This is a genomic window from Mycobacterium sp. SM1 (genome assembly GCF_018361265.1).
GTDB lineage: Bacteria > Actinomycetota > Actinomycetes > Mycobacteriales > Mycobacteriaceae > Mycobacterium.
In genome coordinates this window covers 1,872,347-1,888,147 of record NZ_JAFLNH010000001.1, presented here as the reverse complement: position 1 = coordinate 1,888,147, position 15,801 = coordinate 1,872,347, and the positions used below count along the sequence as shown (strand labels likewise).

The 15,801-nt window shown below is 64.1% G+C and carries 12 protein-coding genes; 7 read left to right on the top strand and 5 right to left on the bottom strand.

The features are described 5' to 3' along the window. Positions 1–921: 921 nt before the first annotated feature. The 3 genes from MSM1_RS08625 to MSM1_RS08615 all read left to right on the top strand — a co-directional run bounded on the left by MSM1_RS08625 (position 922) and on the right by MSM1_RS08615 (position 3,593). Positions 922–1,329 (top strand): MerR family transcriptional regulator, encoded by a 408-nt coding sequence (locus MSM1_RS08625; protein WP_213441057.1) that lies wholly within the window; start codon positions 922–924, stop codon positions 1,327–1,329. A 270-nt stretch (positions 1,330–1,599) separates the two neighbouring features. Beyond that, a complete protein-coding gene (gene tnpA, locus MSM1_RS08620; RefSeq protein ID WP_213441056.1) occupies positions 1,600–1,893 on the top strand; it encodes an IS200/IS605 family transposase in 294 nt (97 codons plus the stop codon). Between the two features lie 170 nt (positions 1,894–2,063). After that, complete coding sequence (locus tag MSM1_RS08615) at positions 2,064–3,593, top strand: amino acid permease (RefSeq protein WP_213441055.1); 1,530 nt, start codon at positions 2,064–2,066, stop codon at positions 3,591–3,593. Positions 3,594–3,620: 27 nt separating this feature from the next. On the opposite strand, the gene MSM1_RS08610 is transcribed toward MSM1_RS08615, so the two are convergent. After that, the gene (locus tag MSM1_RS08610) at positions 3,621–6,521 is read right to left on the bottom strand and encodes an RND family transporter (protein ID WP_213441054.1); all 2,901 of its coding nucleotides are present in this window, start codon (positions 6,519–6,521) and stop codon (positions 3,621–3,623) included. After that, positions 6,518–6,943 (bottom strand): MmpS family transport accessory protein, encoded by a 426-nt coding sequence (locus tag MSM1_RS08605; protein ID WP_213441053.1) that lies wholly within the window; start codon positions 6,941–6,943, stop codon positions 6,518–6,520. Before MSM1_RS08605 ends, MSM1_RS08610 begins: the two co-directional genes overlap by 4 nt. Positions 6,944–7,370: 427 nt before the next feature. On the opposite strand from MSM1_RS08605, the gene MSM1_RS08600 reads away from it, so the two are divergent. Both MSM1_RS08600 and MSM1_RS08595 read left to right on the top strand, forming a co-directional pair. Beyond that, positions 7,371–8,243 carry a helix-turn-helix transcriptional regulator gene (locus MSM1_RS08600; protein WP_213441052.1) on the top strand — a complete coding sequence of 291 codons (873 nt, stop codon included), beginning with the start codon at positions 7,371–7,373 and terminating at the stop codon, positions 8,241–8,243. 552 nt (positions 8,244–8,795) lie between these two features. Continuing rightward, entirely contained in the window at positions 8,796–9,293 is a 498-nt protein-coding gene (locus tag MSM1_RS08595; protein ID WP_213441051.1) for a hypothetical protein, read from the top strand. Positions 9,294–9,611: 318 nt separating this feature from the next. Here MSM1_RS08595 and MSM1_RS08590 read toward each other — a convergent pair whose 3' ends face one another. After that, positions 9,612–9,905 carry a hypothetical protein gene (locus MSM1_RS08590; RefSeq protein WP_213441050.1) on the bottom strand — a complete coding sequence of 98 codons (294 nt, stop codon included), beginning with the start codon at positions 9,903–9,905 and terminating at the stop codon, positions 9,612–9,614. 379 nt (positions 9,906–10,284) lie between these two features. Here MSM1_RS08590 and MSM1_RS08585 point away from each other — a divergent pair, with 379 nt between their 5' ends. Both MSM1_RS08585 and MSM1_RS08580 read left to right on the top strand, forming a co-directional pair. Further along, positions 10,285–13,023, top strand: coding sequence for a heterodisulfide reductase-related iron-sulfur binding cluster (locus MSM1_RS08585; protein WP_213441049.1), 2,739 nt, complete (start codon positions 10,285–10,287; stop codon positions 13,021–13,023). 42 nt (positions 13,024–13,065) lie between these two features. After that, positions 13,066–14,340 carry a pyridoxal phosphate-dependent aminotransferase gene (locus MSM1_RS08580; RefSeq protein ID WP_374101671.1) on the top strand — a complete coding sequence of 425 codons (1,275 nt, stop codon included), beginning with the start codon at positions 13,066–13,068 and terminating at the stop codon, positions 14,338–14,340. A 142-nt stretch (positions 14,341–14,482) separates the two neighbouring features. Here MSM1_RS08580 and rfbA read toward each other — a convergent pair whose 3' ends face one another. Both rfbA and MSM1_RS08570 read right to left on the bottom strand, forming a co-directional pair. Further along, entirely contained in the window at positions 14,483–15,349 is an 867-nt protein-coding gene (gene rfbA / locus MSM1_RS08575) for a glucose-1-phosphate thymidylyltransferase RfbA (RefSeq protein ID WP_213441047.1), read from the bottom strand. A 22-nt stretch (positions 15,350–15,371) separates the two neighbouring features. Then, positions 15,372–15,746, bottom strand: coding sequence for a nuclear transport factor 2 family protein (locus tag MSM1_RS08570; RefSeq protein WP_213441046.1), 375 nt, complete (start codon positions 15,744–15,746; stop codon positions 15,372–15,374). Between the last annotated feature and the right edge of the window lie 55 nt (positions 15,747–15,801).

Genomic DNA, 15,801 nt, shown 5'->3' with positions numbered 1-15,801 from the left:
CTTCGACCCCGCCCGTTTCCAGACGACACCGCCAGCCTGCTACCGGGCCTCCTGACAGCTACCCGGACCGGACTTTCACCGGCAAGCGACGACGAGCTTACGAATCAGCCGCCAACCATTTACATGATCAACCACCTTTCACTACTGGACGCACAGGAGGAGCCCGATGAAATCTCACGCCAAGAAGGCAATCGCGCTGTCCGGTGGTGCAGCTATCCTCGTCTTAGGAGTCGGGTTCGGCGGCTGCGATCTGTCGCCGAACGGTGCGACGACAACGCGTTCGTCCAGCATTGCACTGGCATTCCGATCTCCGTTGCTCCCACCGGAACTTTCCACGCATCTCGATACGGTTACAGCTAGCGTCATTAGCGGTGTCGACCTGGTGGGACAAGCCCACCCAGGTGGCCCGCCATGCGTCGCCGACTCAACAAGCCCCTGCCCACCGGTGGTCGACGATTCGGCCAATGCGCCAAGTCCACCTCGCACGCGGGCTATGTGCTGGCCAGCCGGGGTATTTGGGCAACACTGCTATCGCCGGTAGCAAAACATTCTGCGACGCCATGGCTCAGGCCCACGGGATCGCCTGGGAGGTTGCACAACGCCGCGGCGCCGACACCGCTAGGCGTGGGATTGCTCTTTTTGCGCGGCCACTTGCCGCGTATCGTTGACCTTGCCCCTGGGGCAATCCTTACCGTTGGAGTTACCGGCGGCGACGCCCGCCGCGCACGCGCGAGGCGCCGCCAGACCAATGTCTGCACTTCAGCCTAAAAAGGAGGAAGGGGAAACGGACTCGCGACGCCGACACCGCTCCCCCAACGAGCAATGAGTGAGACACCTGCATCGGGGACTCGCACCGCTACGCTTGAACCCTCCGACTGGGAACGGTCATCAATGGCGGGTCCCGTCCGTGAACGAACTCTGATGACCCACACCGTCGGTGACGCCGCCGACGCCGTCGGCGTCTCGGCCAAGGCCATCCGGATCTGGGAAGCCAAGGGGCTGCTACCGCCGGTCGAGCGCACCCAAGCCGGCTACCGGCTCTTCAGCGACGACGACATCGCGATCCTTCGGTTTATTGTGCGGGCCCGAACCCTCGGCCTAACCCTGTCGGAGATCAAAGACATCCTCGACCTGCATCGTCACGGCGTGGCACCCTGTGAACAGGTCATCGCACTGCTCGGCACGCACATTCGCGACATCGACTGCGCTATCGCCCACCTACGCGCCCTACGCGCCACCCTGGCCGCCGCGCTACAGACTGCCCGCAGCGATCAACGTCGCGGACAGGCTGCCACCGTCTGCCGCATCATCGAATCGCCAACTGCATAGAGGGTCATCGCTTGACGTCCTCCCCGCAGTGAACTGCGGGCATTGATCGTGCCGGCCGGCTGTCTCGATGGCCGCTCATGCGGCTAGCGCCGTGGGCTGGCCGGCGGTGGAGGTTCGCGCCGAGCGGCCCCGTCGCATCGCGGTTTTGGCTTGACGCCGGGCTTTGATGCGCGCCACGGGGCTCCCCCAGCACCGCGTTATACACCCGCACGCCGGTAAAAAAAGAGGTGCCCACGGACACAAACGACGTATCGCCGCGCCCGCCACAGCGTGTCGCTGCGGCACGCCCACCTCGTCGTCGTAACCACCTACCGGCGCAAACTGTTCACCGATCCAATGCCCACCTGCGCCGAGCACCCCCTGCGCGCCGTGTGCGCCGAGCTGGACGTCGAGTTGGTCGAGTTCAACGGCGAGGCCGACCACGTGCACGTGCTGGTCGCCTATCCGCCCACGCTGGCGATCTCGGCCCTGGCCCACCGCCTCAAAGGCGCTCCAGCTACGCCGTTCATCGGGAATACACCGGCGCCTGTGTGCGCGCCCGCGTCGGCAGCCACGGCGAAGTAGGACGGAGGCCTCGATGGCCACGTCGGCGCCGGTCCTGTAGGGCGGTACCAGCCACTACGTATTTACCCGATGCCAACGGGCCCGCCAGTGAGACCGCTGCGGTAGCCTCGCAGCCTATCCTCGGAGTGTCCGCGTCGCAGCGCTGCGCCACGCCACGCGAGAGGAAGCCGATGCCCCTGCTGCCCAGCACGCCGCCCCCCGGTGCCGCTGAGACCGCGCTGCTCACTCGGGAGGACGTGGGCTATCACCACGATCTGCACCGCCGGCAGCTGCAGATGATCGCGATCGGCGGCGCCATCGGAACCGGGCTGTTCCTCGGGGCGGGAGGACGGCTGGCCTCGGCAGGGCCGGGGTTATTCCTCGTGTATGCGATCTGCGGCGGGTTTGTGTTCCTGATCCTGCGCGCGCTGGGCGAACTGGTGCTACACCGCCCGTCATCCGGGTCGTTCGTGTCATACGCACGCGAATTCTTCGGGGAGAAAGCGGCTTTCGTCGCTGGCTGGATGTACTTCCTGAACTGGGCGATGACCGGAATCGTGGACAGCACCGCGATCGCCAAGTACTGCCACTATTGGAAGGCCTTCGATGCCGTCCCGCAGTGGACCCTCGCGCTCGTCGCACTGGTGGCGGTGGTCGCCGTCAACCTGATCTCGGTGAAGGCCTTCGGCGAGTTCGAGTTTTGGGCGGCATTGGTCAAGGTGCTGGCGCTGACGACGTTTCTGATCGTCGGAACCGTCTTTCTGGCCGGGCGCTTCCAGGTCGACGGGCGGAACACCGGCCTGGGACTGTGGGCCGACCACGGGGGGTTCTTGCCGACCGGCCCGCTGCCCCTGGTGCTGGTTACCTCCGGCGTGGTGTTCTCCTACGCCGCCGTCGAACTGGTCGGCACCGCCGCCGGGGAAACGGCCGAGCCGGAGAAGATCATGCCGCGCGCGATCAACGCGGTGGTGGCCCGCGTCGGGATCTTCTATGTCGGGTCGGTGGCCCTGCTGGCACTGCTATTGCCCTACACCGCCTACAAAGAACACGAAAGCCCCTTCGTGACGTTCTTCTCCAAGATCGGTTTCAGCGGCGCCGGCAGCGTGATGAATGTGGTGGTCCTCACCGCCGCGTTCTCGAGCCTGAACGCGGGGCTGTATTCGACCGGCCGCATCCTGCGATCGATGGCAGTGAACGGCAGTGGACCGAAGTTCACCGCCCGGATGTCGCGGAGCGGCGTGCCCTACGGCGGGATCTTGCTGACCAGCATGGTCGGCCTTTTCGGGGTCGTGCTCAACGCGGTCAGGCCGGGCCAAGCGTTTGAAATCGTATTGCATATCGCCGCTTTGGGTGTCATGGCGGCCTGGGCGACAATCGTGGCGTGCCAGCTTCGTCTTTACCGGATGGCGAATGCCGGGATGATGCGCCGACCGCGATTCCGGATGCCGCTGGCCCCCTACAGCGGCTACCTGACGCTGACGTTCCTGGCTGCCGTGCTGGTGCTGATGGTGCTCGACGCCCAACGTGGTCCCTGGATCGTCGCGACGATGGTGATCGGCATCCCCGCCCTGATCGGCGGCTGGTATCTGGTGCGCGACCGGGTGGCGACCAGCGCCGCAGAAACCGGCGGCCCGGCCCGCGGCCTTCCGCTCGCCCCCGATGTCCCGGCCGTTGAGGATGTCCCGATCGTCGCCAACCCGGCGGTGGATCCGGACGAGTGATCGGACCCGTCCGGTTGGCGGAGCGCCTTATCCGGTTTCGCCGTCGAATCTGGCGATCGACGGTGCGGCCAGTGGTGCGGTTTCGGCGTCATGGACCCCCGGGCCGGACGGCATCCCGTGGCGCGCGGGCCGGGAGCGCACCCGCAACGGCCACCAGAACCAACGCCCCAGCAGCGCGGCGATGGACGGCGTCATCAGCGAGCGCACGATCAAGGTGTCCACCAGCAGGCCCAGGCCGATAGTCGAGCCGCCCTGCCCGATGGTGCGCAATTTGTTGACGACCAGCGCCGCCATGGTAAAGGCAAACACCAGGCCCGCGGCGGTCACGACTCCACCGGTGCCGCCCATGGCGCGGATGATCCCCGTCTTGAGCCCGGCGCCGATCTCCTCCTTGAACCGCGACACCAGCAACAGGTTGTAGTCAGAGCCCACCGCCAGCAGGATGGTGACCGAGAACGGCAGCACGATCCAGTTCAAGTCCAGGCCGACAAGATGCTGCCAGACGATGACGGATATCCCGAAGCCGGTGGCCAGCGAGAGCACCACCGTGCCGACGATCACCATCGAGGCAAACAGTGCCCGGGTGATCACCAGCATCACGATGAAGATCAGGATGAGCGCCGCCATGGCCTCGACCATCACGTCGTATTTGGTGGCTTGCTGGATGTCTTTCCAGGACGCCGCGGTGCCCCCGAGATAGAACTTGGCGTTGGCCAACGGGGTTTCCTTGACGGCCTCGCGTGCGGCCTTGAGCTCCGCGTCGACATGGGAGATGCCTTCGGTGCTGGCGGGATTGCCGTCGTGGGTAATGATCATGCGGGCGGCCTTGCCGTCGGGAGAGACCAGTAGTTTAAGTCCTTGCTGGAAGTCGTGACTGCCGAACACCTCCGGCGGGATGTAGAAAAGACCGTCGATTTTCGCCTGGTCGAAGAACTTGCCCATCAGGGTCGCCGTGTCGGTCATGCGGTCCATTTGAGTGACCAGGTCATTAAAACTGCTGTAGAGGGTCAAAAACGTGGTCTGCATGGACTTGGCGACGGCGATCAACGGTGGGATCAATTTGACCAGCTCTCGGGACGCGGCAGCGCTGCTTTGGAGAGCTTTGGCTAGAGAATGGAAATTCTCGGAAAGCTTGTCGAAGCCGTCCAGGGCGTCGAAGATGGAGCGCAACGACCAACATATCGGGATGTCGAAGCAGTGCTTTTCCCAGTAGAAGTAGCTGCGAATCGGCCGCCAGACATCATCGAAATCTGCGAGATGGTCGCGTATTTCATCAGAAATGGCGGCGGTATCCGCTGTGACTTTAGCGCTGTCGTCAATCGAATTGGCTAGTTCTTGCTGCACCTTGTACATGTGTTCTAAAGTTGCGATCTGGAGGCCGAGGTCGTCGCGGCTCAGCCTGAGAATATCGGCGAGACGGTCTTTCAAATACCGCAAGTTATCCCGGATGGGGATGGGACCCATCGCCACTTGAAACGGGATGGTGCCGTGCTCGATGTTGTAGCCCAGCGGCCGGGTGATGCTTTGCACCCGAGCGATTCCCGGCACGCGGAAGATGTTTCCGGCGATCCGGTCCAGGTCGAGCATGTCGACCGGGTTCCGAAGATCGTGGTCGGCTTCGACGAGCAATATATCGGGATTGAGTCGGGCGTAGGTGAAATGCTGCAGGGCGGCGGCGTACCCGACATTGGATTCCAGGCTTGCGGGAATGTAGCGACGGTTGTCGTAGCTGGTCTGATACCCCGGCAACGCGAGTCCGCCGACGACGGCGACGGCCAGGGCGCCCGCGAGGATCGGCGCGGGCCAGCGCACCACCGCGGTTCCGATCCGCCGCCACCCGCGGACATTGATCGGGCGTTTCGGGTCCAGCAGGCCGACACGGCCACCGGCGACCAGAATGGCTGGAACCAGGGTGAGCGAGGCGACGATCACGACGAGCAGCCCGATGGCGCAGGGAATGGCCAGGGTGTTCAAATACGGCAGCCGCGTCAGCTTCAGGCACAGCATCGCTCCGGCGACGGTGAGGCCCGAGCCCAAGACAACGTGGGCCACCCCGCGATAGGTGGTGTAAAAGGCCGTTTCACGATCCTGGCCCGCTTGACGCGCCTCGTGGTAGCGCCCGATGAAAAATATGGCGTAATCGGTTCCCGCGGCTATGACCAGCGACATGAGCAGGCTGACCGCAAACGTCGTGAACCCCATGACGTGAAAGTTCCCGATCACCGCGACGACCCCGCGGGAAACGCCTAGTTCGATGAACACCACGAGGAGCACGAGCAGCACGGTGATGATCGAGCGATAGACGATCAGCAGCATGATCGCGGCGACGACGATCGTTATCGCGACGCGTTGCCCCATGCTTTTATCGCCGGCCTCGGTGGTGTCGGTGGTTTGCGGGGCCTGCCCGGTGACATAGGCCTTGATTCCCGTCGGCGGGTGCGAGTGCGCCACAATGTCTTGCACCGCGTGCACCGATTCGTCAGCCGCCGTCGTGCCCTGGTCGCCGACGAGGTTCACCTGCACGTAGGCGGCTTTGCTGTCGGCGCTCTGGTTGCCCGCCGCCGTGATCAGGTCACCCCAGTAGTTCTGCACATGCTGGACATGTTTGGTGTCGTGCTCCAGCTGACGCACCAGGCCGTCGTAGTAGCGGCGCGCCTCGGTTCCCAGGGGCTGGTCGCCGACCAGCACTACCATCGCGACGCTGTCGGAGTCGAACTCGTGAAACACCTTGCCCTGGCGCTTCATCGCGATCAGCGAGGGAGCGTCTTTGGGCAATAGGCCCACGGTGTTTTCGCGCTCGACCTTTTCCAGCTTCGGCGCGGCCACAAAGATGGCGATGGTGCACCCCAGCCAGGCGATGATGATGGGCACCGCGAGCCGGCGAATCGTCCGCGCTAGCACCGACGCTTGGGTGGAGTCGCCGCTCATGCGGCCTTGTCCAAGCAGAATGTCTGCGCGTTAAGGATGGTGGTGGATTCCTCGTCTTTGAGCCGGCCGTCGACGACGATGCGGCACCCGATCGTCTCGCTATCGCCCTGGGCGACCACTGCGGCGAAGACCCCTGGCAGCGTCGTGGTCAGGGTATGCGACCAGGGCAGGCTGGTGAAATTCGCCCCGTGGGGCTGGGCGTTCTCGTCTAAGTATGTGATGTAGCCGGCCGTTCCCGCTGGACCGAAAACCTCGTATGTCACCCGCTTGACATTGATCGGCACAATCGCTTCAACCTGCCCGGCCGCCGAAAGACGGTGCGAGCCAAAGATCCCATGTAACCGATAGGCGGCAAAGCCACCGACTGTCACCACCGCCGCGATGACCAGCGGGATCCACATCCGCTTGAGAACTTTCAGCATCGTGACTCCTCTCACCGCCCACCCGGTGCCGCGGAGCCGGCCCGTGCGGGAGGCGCTGCCTCGGGTCGCGCACTACCTGCAGCGAGTGGTGGGCCGCTCTTTGACCGTCGCACACGCTTGCGTGTGACCAACCGCTGGCACCCTTCGCCCCTCGAACAGGTCGGCCCTCACCGGGGAGGTCGCGTGCTGACTCCATGAGCCGACACGGCCCCGATGCCGCCCGACCCCCGAATCGGAAGTTGCCCCGCTCCGGCGCTACCTGGACCGCCCCGCGGAATCCTCAACAGCGCATGACGCGCACCGTCGAGAAGCAGGCGGTTGCATAGCACGGCTATATATGATGCCCGATGACGGTAAGCTGCAGACAGACCGAAATTAGCCTAGGAGTTTGATACCTAGGAAAACCGTCCGCTAGCATCACTGCCTCATGACGACAACACTGGGGGAATTCCTTCGTGCGCGGCGGGAGGCGATCACGCCCTGCCCGGAGCGCGACGGCGAACCCACTCGGCGCCGGCGAACCCCTGGGCTGCGTCGCGAGGAGGTGGCCGTGCGGGCAGGGATCAGCGCTGACTATTACGCCCGCCTGGAGCAAGGACGAGAAAAGCACCCCTCGGTCCAGGTCTTGGACGCGTTGGTGAGCGCGCTCGGCTTGTCTCTGGAAGAGGCGGCCTATTTGCATGGCCTCGCGATCCCGCAACACCGCTGGCGCCAAAACCCCAGCGAGCAGCAAGGCCCGGCAGAGTATTTGCTTTTACTCATGCAAAGCTGGACACTTGGGCCTGCGTATATTGTCAATCGCCGGTGTGACGTGCTCGCCAAAAACGTGCAGGCGTCGCTGCTGTTTGACCAATTCACGATTACTGGAAATATTTTGCGCTTGCTTTTCCTGGATCCCGAGGCGAAAACCGCTTGGGTAAACTGGGAGTCTTATGCCAGAAGCACCGTCGCCACGATGCGCCGCATCACCGGCGCCGATATCGACTACCAACCAGACGTGGCCGAGATCATCCACGAGCTTTCCAGCAAGAGCAACGATTTCGTCCGGATGTGGAAAAGCCATGACATCGGTGTCTCCGCCGGGCAAGTCAAACGGCTTAAACATCAGGATTTCGGCGAACTCGAGTTCAACTATGAGCTCCTTTCCGCCGCAAGTGCGCCCGGCCAATTTCTGGTGGTACACAAGGGTTCTGTTGATGTTGCCGCGGCTTCGCTGAGCTGCGATTCAAGCGTCTTGACAACGCCAGAAGTCCGGCGAGGACTCCGGGATGTGTCGATGCGCCCGCCTCCGAGCGATTAGGGGTTCGCTATCGCAGGCGAGTTGGCGCTGTGATCCGCGCGATGACTCGGGTTACCGGCACCCCCGCCTGTTACCGGCACCTGCGCCTCACGCCGAGGTCATCCACGGCCCACTGGCCTTCATGTCGTCGCTGAACGACCTATGTGGCCGACAGCCCGTCGTCACCCCGAAAACGACGTGCATGACATCGGCCAGTGCCCGACAACTCAGCGAATCCGGCTGTAAGACACCGGGGTTAGAACCCGCGTCGTTGTTTCGCGCCAGCGGCCCAACCCGAAACCTGGCCACCCGCTCTGGAGCGGCTGGCGCAGTTGCAGCCGACGACGCTGGCGATCATGCACGGCGTGTCCTTCACCGGCGACGCGCTGCGCAACTGCGTGCCCTGTCCGACGGCTTGGCCGCGTTCACCGGGTAACACCAGCTCAGTCACGTGTGTCGCCCCTGCCACGCAGGCCTCCCGGGACCACCCTCGAGAGCCAGGTCGAACGCTTTGACGCTCCCATCCGTCAACAGCGCGCCGGCGCCGGCGCTGCGGCCAGTACGATCGGTGGCGTGCCTCGCTTCGGCCCCCCGGACGACTTCAGCAACCAGCCGACCCAGCACGCCGATTTCGGCCGGGGCGAACCGCGCCCATCCGACTTTTCCGAGCCTTTCGAACCGGAGCCGGAACCCAGCCCCTGGTATCGCCAACCTAAGGCGTTGCTGGCGTGGGCCGTGTTCGTCCTAATCCTGATCGGGCTGATCATCTACGGGATCATGCAGCTAACGAAGGGCCCGACTCGTCCCGCCCCCACTCCGACGACCACGACGACCACAACCACCACCACCACCACCACTGCGCCGACCACCACGACCACACCCGGCACCACCTCATCCGCACCGGCGCCGCCCCCGCCAGCGACCGGTCCGGCCACTCAAGCACCGCCGCAGCAACCGCGCGAAACTCCGCACCATCACTGGCCGGAGGAGCTTCCGAAGCTGCCGCCGCTGCCGTCGGTGATCACGATTCCGCAGGTGCCGACGGTGATCACGTTGCCGCCCCACCTCTGAGCCGGCGGTCCTGTGCACCCGCAAACGTCGTTACCGTTACTTCACCGCGGTGGCGGATCGGCGTCCCGCCCGCGTGGCAGCGCCGTATTGATCGCCGCGCCCGCTAGCATCGGCACCCATGGCAGGCTACGGCCCTCCCGGCAGCGGTGGCGAAGACGAGCCGACCAGGTACGCGTCCGCCTATGGCCAGGGTGGCGGAGAGCCAGCGTATGGCCCAGGCGGCGACGAGCCCTCGCCCGAGCCCACACCGTGGTATCGCCGGCCGGTGATGCTGGTTGGGTGGGGCATGCTGGTCGCGTTTCTGATCATGGTGATCATTTACGGCATCCTCCAGCTGACCAAGGGAAGCCGCGGCGGAGTTCCGGCGACCAGCACGTCCCTAACGACGCCCACAGCGACGCCGTCCACCGCGACCGTGACGAGCGCCGCGCCCGCCGCGCCCGCCACGACGACGCCCACCACGACGGTAACCCCGATAATGACCACTACCACGGCCACGGCGTCGACCACCAGCGACACCACCACCCCGACTCCGACCAGCACCTCGACCAGCACTTCGACCACGACCAGCAGCGCAGCACCCGGACCGTTTACTCTGCCGTCACAGATCACGCTGCCTCCACTGCCGACGGTGATCACCCTGCCGCCAGGGCTCTGACGCCATCGACCAGCTGCGTGACTCGGGTCACCCTCGGCCCGGCTTGCGCCTACCGCCGGTTCGTGTCCACCCATCCCGGGCCGCTCATCTGCGTCGGGATCACCTCGGCGGTGCGGCGCGAGGATCCCCGTCAGCTAGGCTCGCCTCCGATGAGGCGCCGCGGGCCGGGTCGAGCCTTGATGTCGTGGTCCGGTTAGGTCCAATGAGGGCAGCCTGGGTCGCGGCGAACGACGCGACAATGTCACCATGAGCGGACCCGAGCGTACTAACTTACCCGCTAGTAGCATCGGCTGGGTTACCCCTAAGTAACAACGAGTGTGAGAGAGACGCTTCGTGACCACGCAGACGCTGATCAGACTGGTGGTGGGCCTGGGCATGACCGCGGTCGTGGCGGTGTTCGCCGCCCGGCGGATCGCCTGGCTCGCCAGGCTCACGCTCGCGGGCCAGCCGGCTAGCGGGCGCACCGACCATCTGGGTAGGCGGATCTGGACGGAGTTCGCCGAGGTGTTCGGTCAGCGCCGGTTGCTGAAATGGTCGATTCCCGGCCTGGCCCACTTCCTTACTATGTGGGGTTTCTTTATCCTGCTGACGGTCTACATCGAGGCTTACGGGTTGCTCTTCCAGCCCGACTTTCACATCCCGATCATCGGCCGCTGGGACGCGCTGGGTTTTCTGCAGGACTTCTTCGCCTCCGCGGTGTTCGTCGGTATCACCGTCTTCGCGATCATCCGATTGCGCACACAGCCCAAACAGTATGGCCGCCAGTCACGGTTCTACGGCTCACACACCGGGGGCGCATGGCTGATTCTATTCATGATCTTCAATGTCCTCTGGACGTATGTGCTGGTGCGCGGATCGGCCGTCAACAACGGCACGCTGCCCTATGGCAAGGCGGCGTTCCTCTCCCGGCTATTCGGTACGATCTTGCGGCCCCTCGGCCACACCGGTAACGAAATCCTGGAAACCGCGGCCCTGCTGCTGCATATCGCGGTCATGCTGGTTTTCCTGCTGATCGTGCTGCACTCCAAGCATCTGCACATCTTCCTCGCGCCGATCAACGTGGTGTTCAAAAGGCTGCCCGACGGCCTCGGCCCGCTGCTGCCGATAGAGTCCGGCGGCAAGCCCGTCGATTTCGAGAACCCGCCAGAAGACGCGGTTTTCGGCCGCGGCAAGGTGGAGGACTTCACGTGGAAGGGCATGCTCGATTTCGCCACGTGCACCGAGTGCGGCCGCTGCCAGTCCCAGTGCCCGGCATGGAACACCAACAAACCGCTGAGCCCCAAGCTTCTCATCATGGATCTGCGGGATCATTGGATGGCCAAGGCGCCCTATATCCTGGGAACCGCACCCAAGCCGTTGGCAGGCATGGATCTTCAGACCGCCGCGCAAGAGGGTCACCACGTGCCGGAATCGGGGTTCGGCCGGGTGCCCGGGTCCGGGCCCGGGCAGGCCCGTCGCCCACTGGTCGGAACCGCCGCGCAGGGCGGGGTGATCGACCCCGACGTGCTGTGGTCGTGCGTGACCTGCGGCGCGTGTGTCGAGCAGTGCCCGGTGGATATCGAACACGTCGATCACATTGTCGACATGCGCCGCTACCAGGTGCTGGTGGAGTCGGAGTTCCCCTCCGAGCTGTCGCTGCTGTTCAAAAACCTTGAGACGAAAGCGAATCCGTGGGGCCAGAACGCCTCTGATCGGACCAACTGGATCGACGAGGTGGATTTCGACGTCCCGGTCTACGGACGGGATGCCGACAGCTTCGCCGGCTATGAGTACCTGTTCTGGGTGGGCTGCGCGGGCGCCTACGATGACAAGGCTAAAAAGACCACCAAAGCCGTCGCCGAGCTGCTGGCCGCGGCCGGGGTGAAGTTCCTGGTGCTGGGCGCCGGGGAAACCTGCAACGGCGACTCCGCTCGGCGCTCGGGCAACGAGTTTTTGTTCCAAGAGCTGGCCCGGCGGGCCATCGAGACGCTCGACGGGTTGTTCGATGGGGTGTCGGCCGTTGATCGCAAGATCGTGGTCACCTGCCCGCACTGCTTCAACACCATCGGCCGCGAATACCGCCAGCTGGGCGCCGACTACACGGTGCTGCACCATACCCAGCTGCTCAACCGGTTGGTCCGCGACAAGAGGCTGGTGCCGGTCAAACCGGTCGGTGGCGACGGGGGTACCGGCGGCGGCAGTGGTCCAGTCATCACCTACCACGACCCGTGCTATCTCGGCCGGCACAACAAGGTGTATGAGCCGCCGCGCGAGCTGATAAGCGCCTCCGGCGCGGCGCTGACCGAGATGCCGCGCCACGCCGACCGCAGTTTTTGCTGCGGCGCCGGCGGCGCGCGCATGTGGATGGAAGAGCGCATCGGCAAGCGGATCAATCACGAGCGCGTCGACGAGGCGCTGGCCACCGGGGCCACCACAATCGCCACCGCGTGCCCGTTCTGCCGGGTGATGATCACCGACGGTGTCGACGATCGGGCCAAGGCCGCCGGGCGCGAGGGCGTCGACGTGCGCGACGTGGCACAACTGCTCCTCGAGTCGCTGGACCGCGACAGGATGACACTGCCACCCAAGGGCACCGCCGCTAAACAATCGGCGAAGATCGCGCCCACGGCGTCGCCCGCGCCCACGGCCGCACCCGCAGCAGCCAGGGTCGCCGAGGCGCCTACGCAGGAGAAAGCCGCTGAGCAAACCGCTACGGCGGAACCCACCACCCCCCCGCAGGAACCCGTCAAAGCCGAGACGCTACCCTCTAAAGGTCTTGGCATCGCCGCCGGAGCCAAACGGCCCGGTGCCAAGAAAGCTCCGGTCAAAGCCCAACCCGCCCAGCCACCTTCAAAGTCGACACAAGCTGAGAAGGCAACCCCGTCCGCTGCCACGGCTAAAGGGCTGGGTATCGCGGTGGGCGCTAAGCGGCCTGGTGCCAAAAAAACCGCTGCACCAACACAATCGCCGAAGCAACCAGAACCGGGGCAGGAAGGGCCGAAGCAACCAGAACCGCAGCAGGAACCGCCCGCACCGCCTCCGGCTAAGGGTCTTGGCATCGCACGGGGCGCCCGGCCACCGGGTAAGCGGTGAAATGCATGCGTTCAGCGAAATCGATTGGACAGCAGTGGCAGGATGGTTGATGTGACTACCCGTCAGCTGCCCTGGCACACCAGCGGCCATCACCAGCGGCAGCGCACCTTTACCCAGTCCGCCAAACTCCAAGACGTCCTCTACGAGATCCGCGGTCCGGTACACGATCATGCCGCACGGCTGGAGGCCGAGGGGCATCGCATTCTCAAGCTCAACATCGGAAACCCGGCGCAGTTCGGTTTCGAGGCACCCGATGTCATCATGCGCGACATGATCCAGGCGCTGCCCTACGCCCAGGGCTACTCTGACTCCAAGGGCATTCTGCCGGCGCGGCGCGCCGTGGTCACCCGCTACGAACTCGTCGAGGGCTTCCCCCGATTCGACGTCGATGACGTATATCTGGGTAACGGTGTGTCAGAACTCATCACGCTGACGCTGCAGGCCCTGCTGGACAACGGCGATCAAGTGCTGATCCCGGCGCCCGACTATCCGTTGTGGACGGCCTCGACCTCACTCGCGGGTGGCACACCGGTGCACTACCTGTGCGACGAAACCCAGGGGTGGCAGCCCGACATCGCTGATTTGGCGTCGAAGATCACCGAGCGTACCAAGGCGCTGGTGGTCATCAACCCGAACAATCCGACCGGCGCGGTGTACAGCCGCGAAATCCTCACTCAGATAGCGGATCTGGCGCGTGAGCATCAGCTGCTGCTGCTCGCCGACGAGATCTACGACAAAATACTCTACGACGACGCCAAGCACATCAGCATAGCGTCAGTGGCGCCGGATTTGTTGTGCCTGACGTTTAACGGTCTTTCGAAGGCTTACCGGGTGGCGGGGTACCGAGCCGGCTGGGTGGTGATCACGGGTCCTAAGGATCACGCCAGCAGTTTCATCGAAGGCATCAGCCTGCTGGCGAACATGCGCTTGTGTCCGAACGTTCCGGCGCAACACGCGATTCAGGTTGCGTTGGGCGGCTACCAGAGCATCCAGGACCTGGTGCTACCCGGTGGCCGGCTGCGTGAGCAGCGGGATGTTGCCTGGGCGAAACTCAACGAGATTCCCGGTGTGTCGTGCGTCAAGCCAGCGGGTGCGCTGTATACGTTTCCCCGTCTTGACCCCGAAGTGTATGACATCGAGGACGACGAGCAACTCGTTCTGGATTTGCTGCTGTCAGAGAAGATTCTAGTGGCTCAGGGAACCGGGTTTAATTGGCCGACACCGGATCATCTGCGAATCGTCACGCTGCCGTGGTCTCGCGACCTCGCCAATGCCATCGAGCGGCTGGGTAACTTCCTGGCAAGCTACCGGCAGTAGCCACGATCAGCTGGCCGACATCACGCGCCTGGCGTGCCCCGCAGAACTGCTGGCTTGCCGCTGGACGGTAGCTGCTGTGCGCCGTTGGCGGCGCCGATCAGATGGCGCGGACCGGGCGCGGTCACGGCCCCCGCGAAGCGAATCAGCGCTGTTCCAGCAGGTTCAGCAGATACCCTCCGTAGCCGGAATTAAGCAGGGTGTGGGCCCGACGCGCAAGCTGCTCGTCGTCGATCAAGCCCATTCGCCACGCCACCTCCTCGGGGACGCTGATTTTCAGGCCCTGCCGCAACTCCAAGGTTCGCACATAGTCGCTGGCGTCCAGCAGCGAGTCAAACGTGCCGGTATCCAGCCATGCCGCGCCTCGGGCCAGCACCTCGACGGATAACCTGCCCTGGTTGAGGTAGGTCCTGTTGATGTCGGTGATCTCATACTCGCCGCGCGCTGATTTCGTTAGACCACGGGCGATCTCAATCACATCATTGTCATAGAAATACAGACCCGGAACTGCGTAGTGCGATTTCGGTGTGGCGGGCTTTTCCTCGATCGACAGCGCCGTTCCATCCGGGCTGAACTCGACAACGCCGTATGCTGACGGGTTGGCCACCCAATAGGCGAAAATCGTTCCTCCATTGACATTTTGGAAGCGACTTAGACTAGTGCCTAAACCTGGCCCATAGAAGATGTTGTCCCCCAATACTAATGCCACCGAATCAGTGCCAATATGGTCGGCTCCGATAAGGAAGGCTTGCGCCAGACCATCGGGCTGGTCTTGCAGCGCGTAGGTGATGTTGACGCCGAACTGCGCGCCGTCGCCGAGGAGCCGGTGAAAGGCGGGCGCGTCGTGGGCGGTGGTAATCACCTGAATATCACGAATACCCGCCATCATCAGCGTGGACAACGGGTAGTAGATCAGAGGTTTGTCGTAGACCGGCAGCAGTTGCTTGCTAACGCCGATGGTGATCGGATACAACCGGGTGCCCGAGCCGCCGGCCAGGATGATCCCGCGCATGAGTTACCCCCTTACTTACTACTTAATCGACAAGATCGGCCTCGGTCAGCTCGGTAGCAGCCAGCGCAGACTCCAAATCCTCGTGCCGAAACACCGAGGTGACCTGATCATGCACGACCCGGAACGCCGACGCGGCGGTCTTGCTCGCGGCGTGATTGTCCGGGCTGGCGATCTTCTGTTCGACGACCACAACACCGTCGTGCACATACATCCGGCAGGGCTCTACGGTCGTTTTGATAGCGGTCGCCCAGTTACGCAGGGCAGCATGCCCCTGCACCGCCCCATGCGCATCCCCGACTTCGATGTCCTCGCTGGACAAGGCTACCAAGGTGTCGAGGTCGGAAGCGTTGAGCGCATCATGCCAAGCCAGAACGGTCGCGATCTCCGATATGGTCATGGTCTGCAAGGTACCGCGTCGAGCGGGTTTGATTCCTGACTCCGCACCCAAATCG

Coding starts and splice junctions, on each gene's coding strand:
- MSM1_RS08625 (WP_213441057.1), top strand. CDS start 922: ATGACCCACACCGTCGGTGACGCCGCCGACGCCGTCGGCGTCTCGGCC.
- MSM1_RS08615 (WP_213441055.1), top strand. CDS start 2,064: ATGCCCCTGCTGCCCAGCACGCCGCCCCCCGGTGCCGCTGAGACCGCG.
- MSM1_RS08610 (WP_213441054.1), bottom strand. CDS start 6,521: ATGAGCGGCGACTCCACCCAAGCGTCGGTGCTAGCGCGGACGATTCGC.
- MSM1_RS08605 (WP_213441053.1), bottom strand. CDS start 6,943: ATGCTGAAAGTTCTCAAGCGGATGTGGATCCCGCTGGTCATCGCGGCG.
- MSM1_RS08600 (WP_213441052.1), top strand. CDS start 7,371: ATGACGACAACACTGGGGGAATTCCTTCGTGCGCGGCGGGAGGCGATC.
- MSM1_RS08580 (WP_374101671.1), top strand. CDS start 13,066: ATGGTTGATGTGACTACCCGTCAGCTGCCCTGGCACACCAGCGGCCAT.
- rfbA (WP_213441047.1), bottom strand. CDS start 15,349: ATGCGCGGGATCATCCTGGCCGGCGGCTCGGGCACCCGGTTGTATCCG.
- MSM1_RS08570 (WP_213441046.1), bottom strand. CDS start 15,746: ATGACCATATCGGAGATCGCGACCGTTCTGGCTTGGCATGATGCGCTC.